This is a genomic window from Enterococcus sp. AZ067, assembly GCF_051715005.1.
Classification (GTDB): Bacteria; Bacillota; Bacilli; order Lactobacillales; family Enterococcaceae; genus Enterococcus_D; species Enterococcus_D casseliflavus.
The window spans coordinates 2,479,022-2,504,094 of record NZ_JBIOSY010000001.1; the positions used below are offsets into that span (position 1 = coordinate 2,479,022).

Sequence of the window (25,073 nt, forward strand, 5' to 3'; positions counted from 1 at the left end):
TCCTAGTCGCAATCCTTCAAACTTAAGAAAGAAAACAGCTCCCTACTCTCTGAATAGACAAAGAATCGCAGCTTCATTCTGCTTTTTCTTCCTTTCAGCTTTTCATACACCAAAAAGCGATTCGTCGTCAAACGAATCGCTGAAAGGAAGCACCTTTTTTATTCCGTACTGTAAGTGATCGCAAACGCACCTCTACCTGTATGAGTAGCGATGATCGGTGTTGTGTGAAGCAATGGGATCTCCAAGTCAGGAAACAATTCTGCTAGTTCTTTTTGGAAACGTTCCGTGATTTCTAACCCTTCTGCATGAGAAATACCAATTTTCGTCACTTTTGGCATATTCTTCAATTCTGCTTTTAATTCCTCAAACCATTTATTGAACGTCTTGACGCCGCGTCCTTTGACGACTGGAATCAGTTCTGAATGATCAAAATCCATGATCACTTTCATGTTCAGTAAGCTCGATAAAAGACCTTTGGCACGACTGATGCGCCCACCTTTTACTAAGTTTTCTAACGTTGAAACGCCGATAAATAATTTCGTATGCTCACGCACCAGATCCACTTCTGGTAAAACTTCTTCTAGTGTCTTACCGGCTTTAGCCAATTCTGCTGCCCGAATCACTTGAAAAGCCAACGCTTGGTCTGTCGTGTCGCTATCGATCACGGTGACTTTGGCTTTTGATAAATGACTGGCTTGACGAGCCGCTTCCACAGTTCCACTAAGACCTTTGGTCATATGGATCGATAGTATTTCACTGCCATCTTTGCCTAATTCGTCATACAGTTCTACAAAATGACCAATCGGCGGCTGACTAGTTTTAGGTAATTCTTTGGCTTGCGCCATCATTTGCATAAATTTTTCTCCCGGCAGCGTTTCATCATCTGGATAAACGACACCATCGATCATTACAGATAAAGGCACGACATGGATAGCCAAAGCATCACGGACACTTGGTTCCATCGTACTGGAAGAATCTGTCACAATTTTAAGATTTGCCATCATATATTCACTCTCTCTTTAAATCAAGTCTTTTTTCGTGGTAAAATAACCACAGACCATTTATACTAAGTATAACAGAGAGAAAATTTTTTTTCATCTAATTTCGATTCGAAAGGACGGTGCCGAATGCAGCACATGAAGTTTAGTCGCAGATATTTGATCGTCAATGAAGTATTAAATGCAGTAACCCACGGGATCGGATTAGGACTGAGTATCGCAGGACTGGTCATCCTCTTAATCAAGGGGGCAAATCTAGGGTCACCTATCCACATCGTTTCCTATGCCATTTATGGGTCGATGATGATTTTGCTCTTCCTCTTTTCTACCTTATTTCACAGTTTGATTTTTACCAAAGCAAAAAAGGTCTTCCAAGTCTTTGATCATGCCTCCATTTTCTTGCTGATCGCTGGAAGTTATACACCTTTTTGCTTGCTTAGTATCCAAGGCTGGCTTGGCTGGTCACTCTTTGTCTTGATTTGGCTACTAGCAATTAGCGGCATCGTTTATAAGTCACTGACTCTTCATAAAAAAGAGACCGTCTCAAAAATCTCCACCCTGATCTACATCATCATGGGCTGGTTATGTGTTATTGCCTTTAAACCTCTGATCGAACATTTAGGCTACTGGGGAACATTTTTACTAGCAAGCGGTGGTGTTTCTTATACTGTAGGTGCGCTATTCTATAGTTTAAAATCCGTTCGGTTCATGCATGTGGTTTGGCACTTATTCGTTATGTTAGGTGCTGGACTGATGTACTTTTCCGTCTTGTTGTATACCTAAAAATGAAGCACTGCTTATAAAAAAAGAACAGGAAACTTTCGCTGCAGAAAGCTTCCTGTTCTTTTATTTTCTACGATAAAATTCAAATTGATGGGGATAATGGTTCTTTTCATCGACGATCCCATCAATCACATGATCAAGTTTCCATTGCGTCCAATCAATCTCTGGGAAATACACATCTCCGTTAAATTCCGCAGCGATCACTGTACGGTACAATTGATCGCAATCGTCAATCATCGCTTCAAAAACACCTGCTCCACCAGTTAAAAAAACGGGATGCTCTTGCTGCTTCACATACGCCAAAATTTCCTCACGGTCATGCATCACTAAGGCGCCGTTGGCTTGATAATCCCGATCACTCGTCAAAACGATCGTCGTACGCTGTGGCAGTAATCTTTTTCCCATGCCTTCAAAGGTTTTGCGTCCCATTATAATCGTATTATTGATGGTTTGCTCTTTAAAAAATTTCAAATCATTCGGCAAATGCCACGGCAGTGTACCATCCGCTCCGATCAACCCTTTTTGATCTTGTGCCCAAAGTGCGATCAACATAAAAATTACATCCCTTCTGTATAAAATGATTCCGAAATAATAGCAGCAACCTGCAGCCGCTGCATCAGCTGAAAAGCTGATTCATGCTCAAATGGATCTTTGTTGCGCTCCTCAAAGCGCAAGCCATCACAGGCTTGGTAAACAATTGTGCCGCCGCTTCTTTGGACATTTCGCGGCCATTCCCCATCGTTTAAATGCGCGTTGTTGTTTTTCAGTAAGGTCGGTATCAGGGAGATTGGAAAGAGAGCACTGCCAGCTGCGATATCAACTTCTTCTATTTGAAAGAAGTCAGCAGCGATCTCGTTGATCAAGCGCTCCGTTCTTTGCCACGTTTGCGGATGACTCGCAAACGCCCTTGCAGTTCGTCCTAGGATACAATACGTATTCGCAGATAAAAGCTTTTTGCTTATTGCCACTAGTTCTTCGGGATAGGTCTTCATCCACGTCACCACGCGATCAAAATCACAAATATGCAGCGAATCCAAAGCTGGCAGGTGGTGCTGGGCAGCAAAAACAAGCCTTCTGCGAGCATCCGCTGCTCCTTTTGCTGGTATAAAAATGGCAGTACACTGCTGATTTGATCGAATGGCTTCCTTTAGCTCTGGCACTGTTTCTTCGGATACGGATAGCCAAACTGCATCATAGTGCTGATGCAAGAAATCGATGACTTGCTCAATGAGCGCTGCAGTAATCGATCCAGCATGTCTCTGATGAAAGGTCGCCGCAAAGCCTCGCTTGTGGGTATTTACCATTACGCCTCATTCCTTTCTTTATGAAATGAAACCCAAACAACCACTTAAACTGCTATCGGTGCTTTGATCGTTGGATGCGGATCATACCCTGCCAAGGTAATATCTTCCATTTCAAAATCAAAAATCGACTGTTTTTCAGGATTTAACTGTAAGGTTGGCGCCGGACGTACCGAACGAGTCAACTGTTCCTTCATTTGTTCCATATGATTGCTGTACAGATGAGCATCGCCTAATGTATGGACAAAATCCCCGACTTCTAGTCCAGTTTCATGAGCAATCAGGTGCGTTAATAGCGCATAACTAGCAATATTGAAGGGAACGCCTAAAAAGACATCGGCACTGCGTTGATACAGCTGACAGCTTAAGCGACCCTCATGAACATAAAATTGAAACATTGTGTGACAAGGTGGCAACGCCATCGTCGGTACATCTTCAGGATTCCATGCGGAGACGATCAGACGGCGAGAATCCGGCGTCGTTTTGATCATGTCGATCACTTCTTTGATTTGATCGATAAACCCGCCGGTACTTTTTTCCCAATGGCGCCATTGATACCCATATACATGGCCCAAATCGCCGAAAGTTTCAGCGAAAGCATCATCGGCTAAGATTTTTTCACAAAATAGTTTCAACTCATGTTGATACTGTTCATTGAAAGCTTCATCCACTAATGAACGGCGACCAAAGTCTGTCATATCAGGACCTGTATAAGCCTCACTTTTAATATAGCGTTCAAACGCCCATTCATCCCAAATGTGGTTATTATGTTCCAGCAGGTAGCGGATATTGGTATCTCCCTTTAGAAACCACAATAATTCGCTCTTGATCAAGCCAAAAGGAACTCTTTTTGTTGTCAGCAAAGGAAAGCCTTGGGACAGATCAAAACGCATTTGATGACCAAAGACACTGCGTGTTCCCGTTCCTGTACGATCACTTTTATCATTGCCTTCTGCTAATATTTTTCTTCCTAGATCTAAATATGCTTGTTCCATCGTTCTCTCCTTTACTCTATACAAATTCGCTCAAATATTCCCAGCGATCCATTTTTTCTGCCAGTTGCGTTTCAACCTCGCTGATTTCTTGCTGTAATTTTTGCAGCTTAGTAAAGTCCGCGCCTTGATGATTCATTTCTTCGGTCAAAGCGGCTGCTTTTTCTTCTAATGCCGCGATATCATCTTCAATCGTCGCCCACTCTTTTTGTTCCATATAACTCAATTTCTTTTTGACAGGCGCTGCAGCAGACGCCTCACTTTCAGCAGAAAGTGAATCGGTTTTTGTTTCTTTTGGCTCTAGTACACTCGAACTAGCTTTATTGGAATTGGCTGCTAGATATTCATTGATGGAACCAAAGTAGGACGTAATTCTGCCATTTCCTTCGAAGATCAGCAATTTTTGGGCAACTTTATCTAAAAAGTAGCGGTCATGGGAAACAGTGATGACTGCACCTGGAAATGTTTCCAAATAACTTTCCAAAATCGTCAAGGTATCAATATCCAAATCGTTGGTCGGTTCATCTAACAAGAGAACATTTGGCTGTCCAATCAATAGCTTGAGTAAAAATAGTCGTCGTTTTTCCCCACCAGACAGCTTGCCGATCTTGGTGCCATGCATGGATCGCGGAAATAAAAACTGTTCCAGCATTTCGGCGACACTGACTTGGGAGCCATCCACTTTTTGCACTTCCTCGGCTGCTTCTTGCAAATAAGCAATCATTCGCTGATCAGGGTTCATCGCTTCAATCGTTTGCGTATAATAAGCCATTTTCACAGTCACGCCCATCGTACGCTCCCCTTCTTCTAAAGGCAGGCGACCAGCTAAAATATTGAGCAACGTCGATTTGCCCGCACCGTTTTCTCCTGTGATCCCTAAGCGTTCTCTTGATTGAATCAACAAATCAAAGTGAGACAAAATCGTTTTGTTTTCAATCTTGAAACTCGCATCTTTTAGCTCTAAGACTTGCTTGCCTAAGCGTGTCGTAGCAACATCAATGGCCACTTCGCCGTTTCGTTTTACTTGATGTAGGTTTTCTTTTAAATCATCGAAACGATCGATCCGTGCCTGTTGTTTCGTTGTACGGGCCTTCGCTCCAGTGCGAATCCAAGCCAACTCATGTTTGTACAACTGCTTGCGCTTGTCTTCTTGCGTCTCCTCCACACGTTCTCTTTCTGCTCGAGCATGAAGGTACGTCTCGTAATTGCCCTGATATTCATGTAGCTTGCCAAAAGACAATTCAAAGATCCGATTAACGACTCGATCCAAAAAGTAGCGATCGTGGGTCACCATCAATAATGCACCCCGATAATTTTTTAGATAGCCTTCCAACCATTGGATCGCATCATAATCTAAGTGGTTAGTCGGTTCATCCAATAACAACAAGTCTGGTTCATCGATCAATACTTGAGCCATAGCCACTCGTTTCTTTTGACCTCCAGATAACTCACTGACCTTTTTTTCTAACTCATTGATCCCAAGTTTTTGTAAAATGATCTTGGCAGTTGTATCTGTATTCCAAGCATCGGCTTTATTCATCGCTTCTTCTGCCAACTGATAATTCCGTTGCGTTTGTTGATCCAAGCCATTATTCTCTAAGGCAATCAGCGCTTTTTCATAGTCACGAACAACGCGAATCAGCGGACTGGTGCCTTGAAAAACAGCATCTACAACAGATAATTCTTCTCGTAACTGATTGTCTTGAGTCAAGAAACCGATGCGATAATCTTGGGCGGCAAATACCGTTTGGCGATCGCCATCACCGCGATCCAAACCGGCCAAGATCCGTAACAAACTCGATTTACCCGTGCCATTGACACCGATCAAACCGATTCGATCTTTTTCATGTATCAGAAAAGAAAGCTGATCAAACAGTGTTTTTTCACCATATGTTTTGGTTAATTCACTTACTTTTAATTCTTTCACAGAATCCCTCCTGAGTTTTTTCTTCGCTCATTGTACCACATTTCATCAGCGGAAACGATGAGAGAAAAAAATCAATTTTTGCAAAAAAAGAATGCCTTCGTCAGTCTACTCCCTCGGATCATCGATGTTGATCATCGTTTAGGAATAACCTGACGAAGACACTCCATAAAACGTGCCTTAAGTTGTGCGCCTCTTGAGACGTATTATCGGCGAAACATTCGCTGCTTCGGCTGTTCTTCTGCTCGAGACATCGCATACGATTCTAACAGATTGACATTGCGTCGGTATTCATTTGCCGAAATCGTTGAGATTTTCTCAGCCACTTCATATTCATCGATCGTTTTGCGCTCAAGGTAATAGCCCCAAAGGACTTTCTTAACAAAAATCGGGTCTTGCTCGATCATGATCGTTTCAATGAAATTGCTGTGTTCAAATCGTTTGATGCTCATTTCTCGTTGACGAATAAAAAAATTGATCAGCGAGGAATCATAGACATCTTCTAAATTGCTCAAACTATGAAAAATATATTCACTGTTCTTTAAGTAAATTTTTTGTACTTCAGAAATGTCTCGTTGCTTCAAGGCAGCTTTTAGCTGCTGCTGTCGCTGTAAAAACAAGCGAGGATGAATCAAAATACGGATAAATCGCTGAATAAAGAAGAGCCAAAAACTAAAGAATGAGAGAATTTGTTTTGCGAGGGAATGCTGTTGCTGAGAAATAAACCGTGAATAAAAACGGTAGCCATTTAAGCTGACTTTCCCATTTCGATAAGCTTCATCCAAGCCGTCTTGTTCGATCGATAGGATCAATCCTTGAATTTCTTGGATTTCTTGTTTTTCTGAATCAGTCAAACTATTGCGATACAACTCCCAGCGCCGATTTTCATAGGAATTGATGACAGCATCGACCGCTAAACGGCCTTTATCCGAGAGTTCTTGCTTTTCTTCTGCTTCCAATTGTTCGATGACGTCTTCTAAGATCAGCAAGTGATTGAAGTCGACGCTTTCGGCAGCTTCCCCATCTGCCAAGTATGGCAAGACCATCACGCTGATGATCAATGTCAGTAAGATCACACAAGCGGTCAAAAACAGAAGCAAGCCTCTTTCATGAAAGGGTGCATCATGCACCATCACAGGCAAAATAAAGATGGCTGCCAAACTGACTGTTCCCTTGACTCCGCCAAAAGTCAACAAGGCGACTTGATTCATTGATACTTGTTTTTTTGACTGTAAAAACCAATAGTAAAACAACAAAAAGAGAAAACGAACAAGGAAGATCACCGCCGTGATCACCAAAATCGTAATCACTAGATGCCAGTTTGCATAATTATTGCTCTCCCAGATTGGTGAAAATACTTGTGACAACTCGATTCCTAGAAAAAGAAACACCAATGCATTCAATGTAAAGACAATGGTCGACCAAGTACTTTCTGAAATGTTCGCCAGCTCTGCATCAAACAACGAGATCCGTCGTTTTCTTTGGGCTTGGGCTACACCTGCCACAACGGCTGCAATGATCCCTGAGACCCCGATCATTTCGGCCAGCAAATAGGCAGCAAATGGCAAGAGCAGTTCGATCAATAAGTATACTGTGACATCTTGTGCCGAGATTTTTTCAATAAAGCGCAAAATTCGACGTTTCAGCCACACGATCAAGTAACCGACAAGCCCGCCGCCGATACTAGAGAATAGGAGCTGGAACCCTGCGTTGGCTGCTGAAAAGCTCCCGGTGGTCAAAGCTACGATAGCAAACTGCAATGCGGTAACCCCTGAAGCATCGTTCAGTAAGCCCTCGCCTTCCAGAATGTGCATAATGTTTTTGGAAATTTTCAAACGTTTTGCTAATGAGGAGACTGCCACTGCATCAGTTGGTCCTAACGCAGCACCAAAAGCGAAACAAGCAGCCAGAGGAATCGTGGGCATCAACCAATGGAGCGTTCCGCCGACAGCAAACAGTGTCATTAAAACGCCGCCAAAAGCCAAAAACAACACGATCTTGCTGTTTTTGAGGATTTCAGGTACATCTGCTCGTTCTCCTTCACGAAACAGCAATGGTCCAATGATCATTACTAAAAACATTTCCGGTTCAAAAGCGATTTCCTGTCCCATTTCTGTTAAACCTAGTAAAATCCCTAAGATGATTTGAATAAAAAAGATCGGTACCGAGGGTAATATTTTGCTCGCCACATTTGATAACGTGACGAGAATTGCAATGATAATGACGAGTTCAATAAATTCCATCCATTACCCTCTTTTCTTTCGAATAGCTAATAACAGCTCAAGAAAATCTTCTTTTTTCAAAAGGATCTTATCGTTTAGAAGACCTAACTCCTTTTCGTTATTTTCAATTTCGCATTGGACACGCCGTGATTCCAAGCGGTAAAGATCGTGTTTCATTCGCTCAAATTTACGAAAAAGCAATGGATTTTTCCGTTGCAAGTACTCACGAATCTCTTTTTTTTCAGCTGGTGTAAATTGTCCCAACTGTTTCATCAGTTCTTGTTTGCTTAAACATTCCTTGTTCATGATTGTGCTTTGGGCCCCTTTTATTATCAGTTTATCTTTTTATTTATCGTATAAATCAAAATTATCTCTTGACCGCTAGTATTCTAAGCCAATCATTCAAAAATAGCAAGTCTTTCTCACTAAAAGATGGTTTTCTATCCGCATTCTTATAAACTAAAAAAACCGCAGCTTTCACTGCGATTTTTTGTTTATTTCATATACAAGTCGTAATAAGCATCCATGATCTCTTTCGCGATCTGAATATTGGGATGCGTATCGGTGTCTCCTTTTAATTGAGGCATCACGATCGCAATCGCAATATCCGCATCACTGCTTGGCCCGTAGGCAACGATGTTTAAGTTAACTAAGCTGATGGTATTGCCATTACTATCCACGATGGGTGTTTCGGCAGTACCTGTTTTGGCAGAGACTTCCATTTTCGCCGAAGCCAAGCCTTTGGCAGTTGCCCAAGCATCCGTTCCATGAACCGCATCGTAAAAGCCATTTTGGATAATTTGCATTTGGGCATCTGATAAACCAACCTCGTTCAATACCGTTGGTTCGATGTCCTCAATCAGCGAACCTAGTCCGCCTGTTTCATCATTGTCGTAGATTCCGTCAACGATGTGAGGCTGCAATCTTTTGCCACCATTAGCAACAGTTGCTGCATATTGTGCCAGTTGCAGTGTCGTATAAGTATCAAACTGGCCGAATGCCAAGTCGAGGATCTTTCCGCCATCACTGACAGGGTCCATGTTCTCAATGGATGTGCTGATACCAGTTGCTTCTCCTGGTAAATCGATACCTGTTTCAGTTCCCATACCAAAAGAGGCAAAAGAGGAACGGAGTTTTTCGTAGACATCCCCTTGACGATCCACTGTTGGAATCGAGATGCCTGACTGATAATTGATGCCCATCAAACGTAAAGCGACTTGCATCATATAGGAGTTAGAAGAAACTTCTAACGACTGCTCTGCAGAAAGATTGCGATTATTTGCCCCAGTTGGGTTGAAAATAGAAGCTTTTACATCGGAGCCGATTCTGATTGGTTGATCCAGCAGCACTTCGTTGCCGTTTAAGACGCCGTTTTCCCAACCGGCAGCCAAGGTTCCTGCTTTGACGACGGACCCTGGTACAAAGGAATTAATAAAGGTACCAATGGCATTTTCCTGCATTTCATTTGATCCCGTGTCATGATGATACCCGGACATGGAAAGGACACCGCCGGTTTTCGGATTTAACGCCACTGCGTATACCCCTGGGGAATACTCTGCAGCACCAGAATCAATCAGTTTTTGAAAATTGTCTTGCAAAATCTTGTCAACTTTCGCTTGAAATTCAGCATCGAGTGTTAAAACCAGATTATCCCCCTTTGCACCTGCAAAGGTTTCTTTTTGACTTTCAATATTGTTGTTGTTGTCAAGCGATATTTCAGAGATGGATTTTGTTCCTTGTAAAACTTCTTCATATTGTTGTTCCAAATAACTACGGCCAACGCGATCATTACGTGCGTAACCTTTTTCTAAGAATTCGTCTAGAACTTCTTCAGGTATTCCTTGTTCTTCACTAGTCACCGTTCCGATCAAACTAGCCAGAGAACTCCCTTCAACGATCTTTCGTGTCCAATCGGTCCCGGTGGAGATTCCTGGTAAATCGACCATGTTTTCAGCAACAACTGCCAATTCTTGGTCAGACACATCCGACGTCTTTATAAAGACCGTACTCAAGGATTGTGCGCTGTTCATCCGCTTGAAAATCGTGGCTGCTTCTAATTCGGCATCGGAGAAGTTGATTTCTTCCTCGGTCACTTTCTCAACGGTTGCCGTATATTGTTCAGAAGTACCTAAAGAACGCTCTTCATCACTCAATCGTTCAGTTGCTTTTTCAAGATTGTCTTCATCTGCCAACCAAAAGTCCTTAAGATCTCGATCAGACAAGTTTTTGTCGACTGGCATTTCGATCAACTCGCTCAATTTTTTGGCTGTTTCTAAAAGATCTTGAGCGGTCATTTTGTTTCCCCGGGTAAAAGTGATTGCTGCATTGGCTTGATTTTCCACTAAAGCTTTCCCAGAAGCATCGTAAATCATCCCCCGAGGGGCACTTCCTTTTACTTCCACTACAGATGAAGCTTTCAATTGCTGCTCAATATTGTCGCCATTGACGATCTGTAGATAGCCTAATTGGACAATCAATGATACAAACAAAGCAAAAATAATAAAAAACAAAAAGTTCAATCGAAATGGAACATGAGATTTGCGATACGATTTGGCCTTTGGTTCTTCTGGCCCCTTACGTATCCCTTGGACAACTTTATCTTTCAAATTCTTCATCTCATCTATCCTTCCAATCTATAATGACTACTGTCCTATTTTACCAAAAAATTCGATCTGAAACAGAAAAAACAAAAAATATCCATTAATCCTTAGAAAAAACTATAAAAACTCAACGATATCTGCCTGAATGTTTCACAGATAGATTGTTTCATTTTCACTCTTTCATGAAAAAATTGTTTTTTTAAGCTTTCTTATGTTTTTTCATTTGTTGATTTCGTGAAACAAGAAATTGATTGATGTTATTGTGGAAAACTAAAAGCAGGAGGACTTTCGGTCACCCTGCTTTTTAGGCTTCTAAAGAAACTAGCTACTCCCCAGTTGTTGAATTTTCTTCTGAGAAGGTCAAACTGTCGTCGTATAACTGATAATTAGGCGATCCGTTAGTATATTCATCGCCTTGGGTCAACCCCTCGTTCGTCGGAAGTTGCAACTGCTCCTTTAACAAATTTTGCGTATGCAACAACTGATTCGTCCCCAATAACTGATAATACACTCCACCAATCAGTTGTCCTTCCCCTTGCAGCTGCTCTTGCTCAATGGTCGCAAAAGCTGGCATGTAATTCGTACCGATATCCATCATGTCATTCCAGGTAAGATCCGTCTTCGAATTTTTTTCAACTGCTTTAAGGATGTTGCGGTAATTTCCTATTCCCTCCAAACTCATGACTTTTTGAAGGATTTTCGTCACCACTTCTCTTTGCCTTCTTTGTCGACCTATATCTCCCTCTGGATCTTGTTTACGCATTCTTGCGTAGGCCAAGCCTGTTTTCCCATCTAAAGTGATTTGTCCTTTAGGGACATGGACACCTTCTAACGTAAAATCGATGGTATTTGTCACTTCGATACCACCTACTGCATCAATCAAATCCCGCATCCCTTGCATATTGATCGTCACATAATGGTCGATAGGAATGTCTAAAAGATTTTCAACTGAATCCATTGCCATCGCTTCACCACCGAAAGCATAGGCATGATTCAACTTATCGATCGTATTAAAGCCAACGATTTGCGTATAGATATCACGGTCAAGACTAACGATCGTTGACTGCTTTTTCTCAGGATTGACTGTTACCACCATCATGCTATCTGAACGGCCTTGCTCGGTTCGTCCCAGCGCCCCTGTATCAATCCCCATTAACAGAATGGAAAATGGATCGCGCTCTTCAATGCTGATCGCTGTTTCTCGTTTGTCTGTTTTACGATCAACAGACTTTGAGATTTGGTTGAATGTAGCATTCGTCTCTTGATAGATCTGCATGCCATAAATCGTTAACCCAATGATTCCAACTACTAACACGACTAAAATACTGACTATTACTTTTTGATAACTCCGCATCCTGCACCTCGCCAATAAAAAATCACTTATCGAGTAAATTTTCCCACAAAATACAACGTTCAGCAACCGCTATCAAGAATAACTTTCATCCGTAACGCTTCCGTAACTTATTTGAAATAAAGAAAAAATTACAAACAAATAAAGTGCGCTCTCTAAGTTAGAGAGCACACGTCAAAACATCATTTTTAAATGTAATCAACAAAACGAGCACGGAACTTCATATGCAAATGGCTTCCTAAAATAAGAAGCATCAAAGTTAGACACCAGAATATAAGTGTGTAGGTCGTTTTTTCCCAAACCCATGCTCGAGAAAGGAAAGCATCCCGAAATCCTTCGATTAAATAGTAAAATGGGTTTAAGCGAAGGATTTTAATCAACCAAACAGGCATGTTTCGATTATTAATATCCCATATTGGACCAGAAACATAAAATAATAATCTCAAAACAGACTGCAGAAAAATGTGATAGTCACGAATCAGTACCGTTATGGTTGCATTCAAAAGGCCAAATGCAAATAAGAAGATGACCATCGCAAGAAAGTAATAAATAAATTGTAACCAATAGATGCTTGGTGTTACACCCGCTATGAATAACGAACCTATCACTATTGCCACCATAGGGATGTACGATGAAAGATTACTTATAATATTGATCGATGGTAAAATGCTTACTGGGAACTTCATTTTCGCTACCATTCCTACTTGTCGATGAATACTGTTGGAGGCACCTAACACAGATGCATTAATATAAAACCATGCCGTGATCCCAATCAGCATCCAAATAATAAAAGGAACGCCATCAACTTTTCTATTCCCGTTCACTCCTAATCCGAAAACTAAATAATAAATACCGATTTGAATCGCAGGGTTTAATATTTGCCAAGCTAATCCCAAATAATGGCTCTGATAAGTAGCCTTATCTTCGTATCGAGACATCCGGAATATAATTCCCGCATGTTTAAATTGTTCTTTTATAACTGCAGCAATCTCTTTCACAAACTTCTTCCTTTTCTATTTGAACTAAACAAAGAAACATCTTCTTTATTTGAAAACTTGACTAATCGTTTCAACAGGATTTTTAATTGCGTAAGTAATCGAACGCCCACTAAAAGAAACCAGCGAACAGAATATCGTTGCGACTACGACCAAACCTAAGATCCCTTTTGTCGGCCAGCTCATTTTTTCTCCTAATGGCGTGCGCTTCAAGTTTTTTTGAATCATTTGGTCGGAAAGATTTTGTTGTTGCAAAAAATGATCTTCACGGCTTTTTTCTGCTAGTTTGTCCAAGTTAAATGCTTTTTGTTCTTCTTTATAGTTATCTTGATAGGCTTTTTGCTCTTTCTTTGGTTGTTTTTTGAACCAATCGATAAATTTGCGGTATTCAGCCATTACTTCTTCAGTAGGACCAAACATCCGTAAATCACCATAGTGCATCCAAATCGTTCGGTCACAAAGTTTTTCTACCTGTCCTAAAGCATGACTAACAAAAAAGATCGTTTTTCCTGCTTCTTTAAATTCCATGATCTTATCCACACATTTTTGATAAAACGTTTCGTCTCCGACAGATAACGCCTCATCAATGACTAAAATATCTGGATCATTATGAACCGCAATAGCAAAGCCTAATCGTGATTTCATCCCACTGGAATAGCTTTTAACGGGTTGATTGATAAAGTCACCTAAATCAGCAAAGGCTACGATCTCAGGCATTTTTTCATCAATTTCTTTATTAGTCATTCCAGACATCAATGCTTTAAGCCGAATATTTTCTAACCCTGTCAGCTGATATTTTAACCCGGCACCGATTGCGATGATTGAGGTATCACCATTTACTTCCATCGTACCGGATGTCGGTGGAATGATGCCACTGATTACGTTCGATAAAGTTGATTTTCCAGAGCCATTGATCCCAATGATCCCCACTGATTCACCAGCTTTCACATCGAAGCTGACTCCTTTTAATGCCCAAAATCGGGGAACATTGCGATGATAGAACTTGAATAGCGCTTTTACTTTATCAGCTTTCTTTTTATATAAGTCGTATTCTTTCGTCACTAAAGTTGCACGGACTTTGATTTCTTTTTCCACTTTCTTCATCCATTCTCATAGAATTTCTAATTGATCAAGTCAACTCACAAAACATCATACCATATTTTGAGTTCTGAACAAATAATCAATGAAAAACTAGTAATAAATTCTTAAGTTCTTGGAGTTGGTTTCAATAAAAAAAACATCTGTGAAAGATGCTTTTTCTATTAGAATTGTTCAATTATTTAGTTTCAACTCTTTTTTAATTTGAGTGGTTGATATTTCTGGCGTCCTCGCTAGATAAATCACTTCAGCATCGGTTTCTTCTTGAATAAAATCAAATTTTCCTGCCCAATCATCTCCCATAACAAAGGTATCAACATGATACTCTTTGACATCAGAAACTTTTTGTGCCCATTCTTTCTCGGGAATAACTAAATCAACATAACGAATCGCTTCTAATAATTGCTTTCTTTTCTCATAGGAAAAGTAGCATTTTTTTTGTTTTTCATTCCAATTAAATTCATCCGTTGATAGTGCCACGATTAAATAATCGCCTTGCTCTTTTGCACGACGTAAAAGATTAATATGTCCATAGTGTAACAAGTCAAATGTTCCATAAGTAATTACTCGTTTCATTCTTGTACCTCTTCGTTTTCTAGTCTTTAATGTATTGAAGATACCAAAAATGGCAGGAAATAGCAAATTAAAAAAGCTGAGAGGTTACTCAGCTTTTTTGTTCTGATTTAGACTTTGGTTACTTCCGCTGCCTGCGGTCCGCGGGCACCTTCAACGATCGTAAATTCAACTTCTTGTCCTTCTTCAAGCGATTTAAAACCATCTCCTTGAATGGCAGAGAAGTGAACAAATACATCATCTCCACCGTCAACTGTAATAAAACCAAACCCTTTTTCGTTGTTGAACCATTTTACTTTCCCATGTTCCATAGTGTGTAAAGCCTCCAATAATTATAATCCGACGATTCCGTCGATTTCATTATAGCTGAATATGTAAGCGTTAGCAATAACGAAATTTCTTTCCATCAACAAAAAAGAAGCCCTTAGTCAGGCTTCTTCCTAATAGTTTGTTTAAGCTTTTGCGAAATATTCGTTTACTTTGTCCCAGTTAACAACACTCCAGAAAGCATTGATGTAATCTGGACGAACATTTTTGTATTTCAAGTAATACGCATGTTCCCAAACATCTAAACCTAATACAGGTGTTTGACCATCCATCAATGGTGAATCTTGATTCGCGGTTGAAGTGATTGCTAGTTTACCGTCTTTAACGACTAACCATGCCCAACCTGAACCAAAACGTCCAGTTGCAGCAGTTTTAAATTCTTCTTTAAAGTCTTCAAAGCTGCCAAAAGTTTCTTCAATTGCCTCTTTGATTGCCCCAGTAGGTTCGCCACCGGCATTTGGGCCTAAGATTTCCCAGAAGAATGTGTGGTTAGCATGGCCGCCGCCATTGTTGCGAACCGCTGTTTGAATATCTTCAGGTACAGAAGAAAAGTCTGCTAATAATTCTTCAACTGTTTTTTCACCTAATTCAGGATGTTTTTCAATCGCTGCATTTAAGTTTGTTACATAAGTGTTGTGGTGTTTATCATGATGCAAATGCATCGTTTCTTCATCAATATATGGTTCCAATGCATCGTATGCGTAAGGTAAATCTGGTAATGTGTAAGTCATAAAAAAAATCCTCCTCAATGATAATGTTTACATAAGTAACATTATCAGACTATCAGACTTTGTTCAAAAAATATGCTTACTTTTTCTCACTTTTTTTCGTATTGAAAATCAAAAATTTACTAAACACATAATTTGCCAAAACAACAACGACTTGGGTGACCAGCTTGGCAACAAGATCGCAGGTAGCTAAAACTGAGATAAAGAAATACATACAGAGCATGTCCAAGCCTAATGATAAAACGCGAAAAAAAATGAACTTTCCAAATGCCGCCCAAGACTCTTGCTTCGTTTTTGTTTTTGCTTCAAAGACCCATAACTTATTTGTAAAGTAAGCGAATAAAACAGAAGCGATCCAAGAAATCACATTCGCTGTCTGATAATAAAAACCAAACCCTTCACTAAAAATAAGATAGACGACAATATTGACTACGGTGGTCAAACCACCAAAAAATAAATACGTGAGTGGCTCCCACAGTTTTTTTTGTTGTAAGATTTGTTTGTATTCAATAAACTTTTGCATATATATGCCTACTTTCATTACTTTATTTACTTATTCAATAGATATTTGGCTCTTTTTTTGTGAATTCCTTGTAATCCTAAGAACCCTTCGTTACAATTACTCTAGTTATACCACAAAGGAGTTTATCAGCAAATGACTATCGTCCAACTATTTAAAATTGCTTTTTTTCGAATACCCGAACTAAAATTCGTCAAAAAAGCAGAGTTTTCCAAAGTGATCGTTTTTCTATTAGGTGCAGCCGTGATGATGGCTTTGCCAATTACCATCAATGTCTTAGGCGTCTTTCGTGATGTGCAAGCAGATGGACAAAAAATCGGAGAAACGATTCCTGATTTCACGATCGAAAATGGACAGCTTTCTGTCGCTCCCAATACGCAAGGGTTCATCTATCAAACCGATTCGATCATCTTTACTTTTGATCCTGATGGCAATCGTACACCAGCAGATATTGCATCTGATGTCACCGGCTCGGTGATCGCAGTAGGTTTGTTAAAAGATCAGCTGGTCATTCGTATCCCTTCTTCTGGTTTCTCAACGTCTATGTTCGATTCAAACCAATTAGAGTTTGATTATAGTGAACCAGCACTGCGCAATCTTAACGGTCAGGCGATTCGAGAAACCTTATCCAACCAAGCGATCCCATGGCTGATAAAAATCATTGTCTTTTTTGTCGCCTTATATCCCACGTTTGTCAGCTTACTGATCACCTTAATCATGGGAACCTTTATTGCAACGATCTATACGAAATTGAAGCTATTCTCTTATACCTTTTTCGAAAATTTAAAGATTCTCATTGTCTGTGCTGCATTGCCTACACTCATTAGTGTTATTGTACAACTAGCGCTGCCTTCCTTTGATTCTACAACCTTTATTTTGTTTGGTTCCCTATTCTTATTTACACAAGGTGTCAAAGATTCCCCAAAAATACAATTAAAAAAATGATCTATGCCATGTTCAATTCATTGAACATGGCTTTTTTCTCATTCTTTGCTACACTTAAGATACAAGGAGGCTTGGCAATGAAAAAAATAATCTTAGCCACTCGCAACTTTCGCGACACTTATGTGGAACAAATGGAAAAAGACTATCAATTTCTCGTGTACTCAAAGGACCAAGCAATTGATTGGTCACAAGTGGAAATCACTATCGGTTGGAAGCCAGCATGGAACGAACACCTGTTAACCGAAAAAACAAATTTGAAATGGGTCCAAGCGATTTCGGCTGGTGTGGACACCTTGCCATTAAAAGAGTTTGCAAAATACGACATTCTCTTATCAAATGGCAGTGGCATCCACGCAGAATCGATTACAGACCATTTATTGGCTTTGCTCTTTATGGAAAACCGCGGGATTTTCCAAGCAATCCAACAACAAAGAAAACAGCAATGGGCACCGGATACGATTCCTTATGCAAAGCTATCGGATCAAGAGATTTTGATCGTTGGTACGGGACAAATCGGCCAAAGATTAGCCAAAGCATTAACCTTTTTTGGTGTACATCCGATCGGCATTAATACAAGCGGCCATGAGGTGGCGGGTTTTGAAAAAACGTTTGCGTTATCTGACTTACACACTTGCGCAAAAACCGCCGATTGCATCATCAATATTCTTCCACTGACAGAAGAAACCACACATTTGTATGATGAAGCCTTTTTTGCACAAATGAAGCCTTCTGCTTCATTTTATAATGTCGGTCGTGGTCCTAGCGTGAATACTGCCGCATTAACAAAGGCATTAGAGAAAAAGCAGCTGGCATTTGCCGCACTAGATGTTTTTGAAGAGGAACCTCTACCAGAAAATGATCCGCTATGGCATACCGAAAACTTGTTGATTACTCCTCATATCTCAGGACACACGCCCCATTTTCAAAAGGCATTTATGGATATTTTCTTAGCGAATTTCCAACAATTTTTAACAAAACAAGAAGTTGTTAAAAATGAGATAAACTTGGATAAGGGATACTAACAAATTCTTTCCGCAAAAAAAGTGTACAGTTGAAGGCACTCTCTTCAAATTGTACACTTTTATTTTATCATTATTTTTCTTGGTCTTTTTCGGTTTCTTTCAAGAAGTACAAGGGTCTATTTTTAGTCTCTAAGAAAATTTTTCCGATATACTTGCCGATGATCCCTAAACAAAGCAATTGCAATCCACCAACAAATAAGAAGATACTGACCATTGAAGGCCACCCTGATGTCGGATCTCCAAAAATAAAGGTTCTTATCACAATAAAGATCAAAGCAATCAGAGAACCAAAACAGGAAAGCGCACCAATAAACGAGGCGATATTCAAAGGTGTATCTGAAAAATTGACGATGCCATCGATCGAATATTGGAATAGCTTCCAGAATGACCAGGACGTCTCACCCGCTACTCTTTCTCGATTCTCATAGGCGATGTATTCTGTATCAAACCCAACCCAGCTGAAGATCCCTTTTGAAAAGCGATTGTACTCTGACAGCTGTAAAACTGCATCAACCATATTGCGGCGCATCAAGCGAAAATCTCGCGCACCGTTTACCATCTCAGTATCGGCAATTTTGTTGATGATGTTATAGAACGAGTTCGAAAAAAAACTGCGAATCTTTGGCTCACCTTTTCTATCGGCACGTCTCGTCCCCACACAGTCAAGCTCTGGTTTACTTCTTAGCAAAGCAAACATTTCAGGTAGTAATGACGGCGGATCTTGTAAATCTGCATCCATTACAGTGACAAAATCGCCTCTAGCAGCTTGTAGCCCCGCATAAAGAGCAGCTTCTTTGCCAAAGTTTCTCGAAAAAGATAGATAGCGAACACTTTCAGGGTGGGCGTGATACAAGTCTCTTAAAACAGACAGAGTTTGATCTGAAGACCCGTCATTAACAAAAATATATTCAAAAGGCATATTTAAGTGTTTCTTCACTTTTTCTGTTTCTTCAAAGAAAATCGGCAAGCTTGCCTCTTCATTAAAACAAGGTACAACAATTGATAACATCGGTTTCATCTCCTAGAGCCAGTCGTAGGAAATCGGTCAGTTGGGACCGAATCCACATTATTTTTTATCTTCGCTAAAATCATATTTCGGTTCATCTAACGTTTCATCATAGTCCACAGTTAGATCATAGCCTTTGAAAAACCATTCGTCTGCTTCATCAATAAAAAAAAGCAAGCCATCAATGGTTTGTTCGACGATCGGACGTTCTGGTTTATCGACTGACATTCCCACGGAAAATCCGTCATGCACTTGTGTTTTGCCATAAATTTTTCCGAAAAAACGAATCCCGCTTCCTTGGTCTACCACCAATTCTTTTTTAAACCATTGCATTGCTTCAGGACTTATTGTTAAGTTCATTTTCTTCACTCCTAATCATTCATATGTTCATCAAGTATATCTACATCATCTGTATTGCCGATCACGAGTAAATTGTCATTTTCACGCACGATCGCCTCTGCATCAGGCGAAACGATCACTTGTCCTGGTCCCCGACGAATCGCAACGACTGTCAGACCATATTTTTGTCGAAAATTCAGCTCAATCAGGGATTTATTGAAAAAGCGTGGATTGGACACGCGAATCTCTGCTAGAGAAAATTCGTCAGATAGTTCAATATAATCTAAAATATTTTTGGAAACTAGATTATGGGCGATGCGAATCCCCATGTCACGTTCGGGATGAACGACACGGTCTGCGCCGAGTTTTTCCAGTACACGGGCATGGTATTCGTTTTGGGCTTTCGCTAAGATATTAGGAACACCCATTTCTTTGACCATCAAGGTCACCAAAATACTAGCTTGAATATCCTCACCAATCGCAACAATGACATGGTCAAAGTTACGGATACCCAATGAGCGTAACGTCATCTCATCTTGTGCGTTACCAACCACCGCATGGGTGGCGATATTCATATACTCATTGACACGATCTTCGTTGCTATCAATCGCCAGTACTTCTTGTCCAGATTCAATCAACGTGCGACAAATACTGCCACCAAAACGGCCCAGACCGATTATTGCATAATTTTGCTTCACCACAAACGCTCCTTTTTTACCAGATCATAATTTAGTATAACAAAAACCTCCTCTGCTTGCCATGAGGAGGTATGATTATTAAGACTTTATTTTATCAAACCATGTTTAAAAGCATATATCGTAGCTTGTGTACGATCTTCTACTTCTAATTTTGATAAGATATTTGACACATGTGTCTTCACTGTTTTCAGCGTAATGAAGAGTGAATCCGCAATCTCTTGGTTGCTCTTTCCTTCGGCGATCAACAGTAACACTTCTTGTTCCCGATTGGTCAAATCTTCATGTAGGATCGGTGTCCGATTCGTCAAACGATCCATCATTTTCGTGGTGACTTCGGGTTCTAAGACCCGCTCTCCTCGCTGGGTTGCACGAATGGCTTCCGCAATCTCATGAGCAGTAGACGTCTTTAACAGGTAACCTGCCGCACCCGCTTCAATAGCAGGATAGACTTTTTCGTCATCAATAAAACTAGTGACAATAATGATTTTTGCTTCGGGCCAATCATTTAAAATCAATTTCGTAGATTCGATCCCATCCATTTCATCCATCACCAAATCCATCAAAATCACATCTGGACGTAATTCCAATGCCTTTTCATACCCGACTCGACCATTTTCCGCTTCCCCAATTACTTCTATATCGTCTTGAATCGATAGATAAGAAGAAACCCCCAGACGAACCATTTCATGGTCATCAACTAACAACACTTTAATCATACCTTATGCCTCCTTCAACAGTGGAACTTTAATTTCAATACTGGTTCCTTGATTTTTAAAACTAATAATTTTCAACGTTCCGCCAACGGCACTTACCCGTTCTCGGATATTCATCAAACCATAGCTGCCGGCCTTTTGATCTTGTGGATCAAAGCCAACACCGTCATCGATCACCCGCAACAACACGTTATTATCAATGCGATGCAAGTAAACTTCCAACTCATTGGCCTTGGCGTGACGCAGTGTATTAGATAAGAGTTCTTGGATCACACGAAAGAGTTGATCTTCAATCGAACTAGGCATTGTAAAGTCTTCAATATCCCAAGTCAATAGAATTTTGATTTTGGTCTCTAATTCTTTTAACAATTGCTCGATTCCTTGCTTTAGACTCTTCCCTTCCAAAGTAACAGGTCGTAGATGAAGCAAGAGCGCCCGCATTTCAGATTGCGAAGCATTGATAATGTCTGTGACCATAGCTAACTGTTTCTTTTGGCTTTCTGGCGCATCTGTTCGAATCGCTTGCTCATTTAGTGCAGACATCATCATCATGGCGGCAAACAGCTGTTGAGAAACAGAGTCGTGCAATTCACGAGCCAGACGCTGCCTTTCTGCTTCTAAAATCTCTTCTTTCGTCTGACCATCAACAAACTGCGGTTTCGCATTCAATTGCTGTAATTCCATCGACATCTGTTTCATCTTCGATTGGATACTGGCAATGTCACGATCCACATTCGCAATCAAGTGGTTTTCAGACGCATGGGGGATTTTTGTTTCCAATAAAGGGCTATCGATATAGCCGCTGGCTAACAGTCTTAACTTTTCTTCCACCGGACCGTATTGACGGTTGCGAAAAAAAGAAATCAGTAAAAAGACAGCTAAAGCAATCAATGCAGATATTACAAGTAAGTGAAAGACGATTGGGATAAAGAAGAGCTTGATTTGAAAGACTTCTATCAGCCAATTATTTTTCCCACTGGCATACAAATAGGAAAACAGCATCAAAATCATGGTGAAAAAACTTGCTAATCCTGCATAAAAAGCGATCATGCCTCTTGAAAATTTCCCGATCATACCCGAATCACCTCAACATCACCAACAAGGGTATTCGTCAAGATTTTCAAACGCCGACTATTTTCGCCATAATCCGGGCTGTAGATCGTCAATTTTTCATTTTTCAAGCTCGTTTCTTCGCCTTCAAAGATAACGGAGCCAATAAAAGTACTGTGCTCTAATTTGATTGCTATACCAGCAGGCACTAAAATACGAGTTCTGCCAAAGCCTTTTCGTACGATCACGACGTTTTCTTTCTTAGGCAATAAAGTGTTGCCTAGATCGATGAAAGTGTCTCCCGTCAAGATATCTAAATTGATATCGTCCCATTCATAGACTTGACTGCCGATCCGTTCATTACCTAACCATTGCTGCTTTTGTTTCAGTGGATGATCAGCTTTGGGTTCTTCAGTTTCAACGATAATCATTTGTTTTTTGCGCCAGAATGAATTTTTAGTTAAGTCGATTCCGGTAATCTCGACTCCTTTTAAACCAATAAATAAAATCGCAAAAATCAGCATCAGCCACAGTGCTGGACTATTTAACAAACTGATCAAAATAGCAATGGAACTTGAGACCATCAAGAAATTTTTAAAATTGCTCTTGCGCTCACTTCGGTTCACAAGGACCAAGCACGTCACACCAAGTATTAATAAAAATAATAATGGCGGATTAGATAAAATTTGCCATACCGCAAAAAGCAGTAAGAGCGCTTCAACAATAAAGAAAAAACGCCAAGGACTTTTCATTCAAGCTCCTCCTCCTAGTAATTCTACTCTATCATACCTGAAAAAAATGGTTTGTCCATCCGTCGCTGGTCCGAAAAAAGACCCTGTTTGATCAAATTCCCTAAAGGAGAATGAACAACAGGGTCAACTAGATTGATCGAGTGATCAAGCAATTAGCTTTTCTTTACTTCTGTGATTCTTACTTGCATATCTCCGCCTGGCGTTGAGATCGTCACTTCATCATTGACTTTTTTCCCAATCAAGGCACGAGCGATTGGTGAATCATTGGAAATTTTACCAGAAAACGGATCTGCTTCAGCACTACCGACGATCATGTACTCTTCTTCGTCACCATCAGGCAACTCAACAAAAATCACTGTTTTCCCGATGGAAACTTCATCAGAGTCTACACCCTCATTATCAATGATCTCTGCAAAACGAATCATATTTTCTAAAGTAGTGATTCGGCCTTCGACAAACGCTTGTTCATCTTTAGCAGACTCATACTCTGAGTTTTCGGATAAATCGCCAAAACTGCGGGCTACCTTGATACGTTCAATGATTTCGCCGCGTTTTACCGTTTTCAATTCTTCTAATTCTTGTTCTAGCTTTTCTTTTCCTTCAAGTGTCATTGGGTAAACTTTTTCTACCATAGTTCTTTTCTCCTTTTAGTAACTTCTAATAAATCGCAAAAGGTAATCTTTTGCGATGAGTCCACAAAAGATTACCATGCTTTTTTTTAAATGTAAACTATAAACCTATGAAAATTTAATTTGAGGTATTGTTTACATATTGTTCCACTAATTGCATATGCTGTTCATAGGTTTCCGCAAAGTAAACTTCTTGGGTTTGAATGTCAGCAACGAAATAATAGTAGTTGTTCGGTGTTGGATCTAAGACCGCTTGGATCGCTGCTTCACTTGGATTGTTGAATGGTCCAGGTCCGTAGCCAGTATGCACATAGAGATTATAAGGAGAGTCAACTTGAGTGTCCTCATAAGTAACTAGCTCTTTGTGCTCACCTAACGCGTATAGAATCGAAATATCCGATTGCAGCGGCATATCAATCGCTAAACGATTGAAGAATACCTGTGCGATATTTTTACGATCTTCTAGCTTACTGCCCTCTTTTTCAACAAGTGATGCCAAAGTAAGGACTTCTTGAACCGTCATTTCTTTTTGAGCGATTTGATCGAAATATTTTGACAAGACTGAATTTGATTTGTCCACCATTTGGGTAACGACTTCTTCTAGGGTATTCCCTGTATAGTAGTCGTAAGTTGCTGGGAACAAGTATCCTTCTAGTCGGTAACGCACGCCTTGCGCATCGCCGGCACTTGCTAAAAGCTCAGGATAGGTTTCTTTCATTTTTTCAAAGAACTCATCGCTTTCCATCAAAGCTAAGAAATCGTCTTTCGAGATATTCGTTGCTTCCGCTAGAGCATCACCGATTTGATCAACATCAAATCCTTCTGGAATCGTCACTTTTGCATCAGAGGTGACCGAGCCTTCGCCATTTTGCAGCATCTTTGAGATTTGATCCAATGTCATACTAGGAGAAAAATGATAATTTCCTGCTTGAAATCCAGTTAAATTATTGAATTTCGTATAATAGTTAAAAATCATACCACTTTTAATGATATTGTCTTCTTCCAAAATTTCTCCAATTGCTTTGTTGGACGATCCACTAGGAATCTCAACCGCCACCGTTTCTGTATCTTCTGGATTCAACGGCTGCAATCCTGATGTCACATAACGATACATTGAAAATCCTAAAACACCACCGATGACGAGCAGAGCAAGGACTACGATCAAAACGATCCGATTGACAATCCGATCTTCTTTTTTGCGTTGCTGCTTGCGCAATTGCGTTTCCCCACCTTCAGCTATGGGCACTTCTTCTTCTGCTGCCCTACGACTTGTAGCAGCTTGCTTTGCTTGTTTATTTTTGGTCTTTCCACTTGCAGTTCGCGAACCCACCTCTTCTTGAGGTTGTTGAATAGGACGCTCGTTCAAACCATTGCTTTCTTGGGTTTGATCTGATTGAGGTTGCTTTAAAGCTCCTAATACTTCGTCTTTAAAGGACTTATCCTCTGGATGTTGTTTACTCAAAACAACTCCTCCTAACTTTCGTAATACTGGCTTGTACCATTATAC

The 25,073-nt window shown here is 40.3% G+C and carries 26 protein-coding genes; 3 read left to right on the forward strand and 23 right to left on the reverse strand.

The features are described from left to right. Nucleotides 1-158 precede the first annotated feature (158 nt). Nucleotides 159-1,001, reverse strand: coding sequence for a DegV family protein (locus IGI82_RS11705; RefSeq protein ID WP_026008095.1), 843 nt, complete (start codon nucleotides 999-1,001; stop codon nucleotides 159-161). A gap of 126 nt (nucleotides 1,002-1,127) precedes the next feature. On the opposite strand from IGI82_RS11705, the gene trhA reads away from it, so the two are divergent. After that, complete coding sequence (gene trhA, locus IGI82_RS11710) at nucleotides 1,128-1,781, forward strand: PAQR family membrane homeostasis protein TrhA (protein WP_005229593.1); 654 nt, start codon at nucleotides 1,128-1,130, stop codon at nucleotides 1,779-1,781. 63 nt (nucleotides 1,782-1,844) lie between these two features. On the opposite strand, the gene IGI82_RS11715 is transcribed toward trhA, so the two are convergent. From IGI82_RS11715 to IGI82_RS11780, 14 genes are all read right to left on the reverse strand, one after another. Next, on the reverse strand, nucleotides 1,845-2,333 hold the full coding sequence (locus IGI82_RS11715; protein WP_005229592.1) for a dihydrofolate reductase: 489 nt from the start codon (nucleotides 2,331-2,333) through the stop codon (nucleotides 1,845-1,847). Nucleotides 2,334-2,338: 5 nt separating this feature from the next. Further along, complete coding sequence (locus tag IGI82_RS11720; RefSeq protein ID WP_438842257.1) at nucleotides 2,339-3,085, reverse strand: hypothetical protein; 747 nt, start codon at nucleotides 3,083-3,085, stop codon at nucleotides 2,339-2,341. Nucleotides 3,086-3,129: 44 nt separating this feature from the next. Beyond that, nucleotides 3,130-4,077, reverse strand: coding sequence for a thymidylate synthase (locus tag IGI82_RS11725; protein ID WP_074933007.1), 948 nt, complete (start codon nucleotides 4,075-4,077; stop codon nucleotides 3,130-3,132). Nucleotides 4,078-4,093: 16 nt separating this feature from the next. Then, nucleotides 4,094-6,001, reverse strand: a complete 1,908-nt coding sequence (locus IGI82_RS11730) for an ABC-F family ATP-binding cassette domain-containing protein (RefSeq protein ID WP_438842258.1) — start codon at nucleotides 5,999-6,001, stop codon at nucleotides 4,094-4,096. Between the two features lie 203 nt (nucleotides 6,002-6,204). Continuing rightward, the gene (locus IGI82_RS11735) at nucleotides 6,205-8,241 is read right to left on the reverse strand and encodes a cation:proton antiporter (protein ID WP_115232541.1); all 2,037 of its coding nucleotides are present in this window, start codon (nucleotides 8,239-8,241) and stop codon (nucleotides 6,205-6,207) included. Nucleotides 8,242-8,244: 3 nt separating this feature from the next. Beyond that, nucleotides 8,245-8,526 carry a hypothetical protein gene (locus IGI82_RS11740; RefSeq protein ID WP_015510017.1) on the reverse strand — a complete coding sequence of 94 codons (282 nt, stop codon included), beginning with the start codon at nucleotides 8,524-8,526 and terminating at the stop codon, nucleotides 8,245-8,247. 188 nt (nucleotides 8,527-8,714) lie between these two features. Continuing rightward, complete coding sequence (locus IGI82_RS11745; RefSeq protein ID WP_005229581.1) at nucleotides 8,715-10,835, reverse strand: peptidoglycan D,D-transpeptidase FtsI family protein; 2,121 nt, start codon at nucleotides 10,833-10,835, stop codon at nucleotides 8,715-8,717. A 310-nt stretch (nucleotides 10,836-11,145) separates the two neighbouring features. Then, nucleotides 11,146-12,174: an LCP family glycopolymer transferase gene (locus IGI82_RS11750; RefSeq protein WP_115232542.1), complete on the reverse strand. Its 1,029-nt coding sequence runs from the start codon at nucleotides 12,172-12,174 to the stop codon at nucleotides 11,146-11,148. Between the two features lie 185 nt (nucleotides 12,175-12,359). After that, on the reverse strand, nucleotides 12,360-13,169 hold the full coding sequence (locus IGI82_RS11755; protein WP_016610774.1) for an ABC transporter permease: 810 nt from the start codon (nucleotides 13,167-13,169) through the stop codon (nucleotides 12,360-12,362). A 45-nt stretch (nucleotides 13,170-13,214) separates the two neighbouring features. Further along, entirely contained in the window at nucleotides 13,215-14,270 is a 1,056-nt protein-coding gene (locus tag IGI82_RS11760; protein ID WP_015510021.1) for an ABC transporter ATP-binding protein, read from the reverse strand. Between the two features lie 168 nt (nucleotides 14,271-14,438). Further along, on the reverse strand, nucleotides 14,439-14,840 hold the full coding sequence (gene tagD, locus IGI82_RS11765) for a glycerol-3-phosphate cytidylyltransferase (protein ID WP_115232543.1): 402 nt from the start codon (nucleotides 14,838-14,840) through the stop codon (nucleotides 14,439-14,441). A 107-nt stretch (nucleotides 14,841-14,947) separates the two neighbouring features. Further along, nucleotides 14,948-15,148, reverse strand: a complete 201-nt coding sequence (locus IGI82_RS11770; protein WP_005229578.1) for a cold-shock protein — start codon at nucleotides 15,146-15,148, stop codon at nucleotides 14,948-14,950. Nucleotides 15,149-15,289: 141 nt separating this feature from the next. Next, nucleotides 15,290-15,895 (reverse strand): superoxide dismutase, encoded by a 606-nt coding sequence (locus IGI82_RS11775; RefSeq protein ID WP_005229576.1) that lies wholly within the window; start codon nucleotides 15,893-15,895, stop codon nucleotides 15,290-15,292. 76 nt (nucleotides 15,896-15,971) lie between these two features. After that, on the reverse strand, nucleotides 15,972-16,415 hold the full coding sequence (locus IGI82_RS11780; protein WP_438842259.1) for a GtrA family protein: 444 nt from the start codon (nucleotides 16,413-16,415) through the stop codon (nucleotides 15,972-15,974). Between the two features lie 132 nt (nucleotides 16,416-16,547). Between IGI82_RS11780 and IGI82_RS11785 the strand changes: the two genes are divergently transcribed. Further along, nucleotides 16,548-17,357 carry a DUF1189 family protein gene (locus IGI82_RS11785; RefSeq protein WP_438842260.1) on the forward strand — a complete coding sequence of 270 codons (810 nt, stop codon included), beginning with the start codon at nucleotides 16,548-16,550 and terminating at the stop codon, nucleotides 17,355-17,357. Nucleotides 17,358-17,383: 26 nt separating this feature from the next. Continuing rightward, complete coding sequence (locus IGI82_RS11790; RefSeq protein ID WP_438842608.1) at nucleotides 17,384-18,379, forward strand: phosphoglycerate dehydrogenase; 996 nt, start codon at nucleotides 17,384-17,386, stop codon at nucleotides 18,377-18,379. Between the two features lie 70 nt (nucleotides 18,380-18,449). Here the strand turns inward: IGI82_RS11790 and IGI82_RS11795 are convergent, their stop codons facing one another. From IGI82_RS11795 to mltG, 8 genes are all read right to left on the reverse strand, one after another. After that, a complete protein-coding gene (locus IGI82_RS11795) occupies nucleotides 18,450-19,388 on the reverse strand; it encodes a glycosyltransferase family 2 protein (RefSeq protein ID WP_176323951.1) in 939 nt (312 codons plus the stop codon). Between the two features lie 57 nt (nucleotides 19,389-19,445). After that, entirely contained in the window at nucleotides 19,446-19,745 is a 300-nt protein-coding gene (locus IGI82_RS11800) for a HesB/YadR/YfhF family protein (protein ID WP_005229567.1), read from the reverse strand. 11 nt (nucleotides 19,746-19,756) lie between these two features. Next, complete coding sequence (locus tag IGI82_RS11805) at nucleotides 19,757-20,422, reverse strand: potassium channel family protein (protein WP_005229566.1); 666 nt, start codon at nucleotides 20,420-20,422, stop codon at nucleotides 19,757-19,759. A gap of 86 nt (nucleotides 20,423-20,508) precedes the next feature. Then, on the reverse strand, nucleotides 20,509-21,138 hold the full coding sequence (locus tag IGI82_RS11810; RefSeq protein WP_005236913.1) for a response regulator transcription factor: 630 nt from the start codon (nucleotides 21,136-21,138) through the stop codon (nucleotides 20,509-20,511). 3 nt (nucleotides 21,139-21,141) lie between these two features. Beyond that, the gene (locus IGI82_RS11815) at nucleotides 21,142-22,209 is read right to left on the reverse strand and encodes a sensor histidine kinase (RefSeq protein WP_005229561.1); all 1,068 of its coding nucleotides are present in this window, start codon (nucleotides 22,207-22,209) and stop codon (nucleotides 21,142-21,144) included. Continuing rightward, entirely contained in the window at nucleotides 22,206-22,937 is a 732-nt protein-coding gene (gene liaF, locus IGI82_RS11820) for a cell wall-active antibiotics response protein LiaF (RefSeq protein ID WP_325844911.1), read from the reverse strand. The genes IGI82_RS11815 and liaF overlap by 4 nt, the downstream gene beginning before the upstream one ends. Before the next feature lie 152 nt (nucleotides 22,938-23,089). Continuing rightward, on the reverse strand, nucleotides 23,090-23,569 hold the full coding sequence (gene greA, locus IGI82_RS11825) for a transcription elongation factor GreA (RefSeq protein ID WP_005229556.1): 480 nt from the start codon (nucleotides 23,567-23,569) through the stop codon (nucleotides 23,090-23,092). Between the two features lie 115 nt (nucleotides 23,570-23,684). After that, nucleotides 23,685-25,028 (reverse strand): endolytic transglycosylase MltG, encoded by a 1,344-nt coding sequence (gene mltG, locus IGI82_RS11830; protein WP_332282987.1) that lies wholly within the window; start codon nucleotides 25,026-25,028, stop codon nucleotides 23,685-23,687. Nucleotides 25,029-25,073 lie beyond the last annotated feature (45 nt).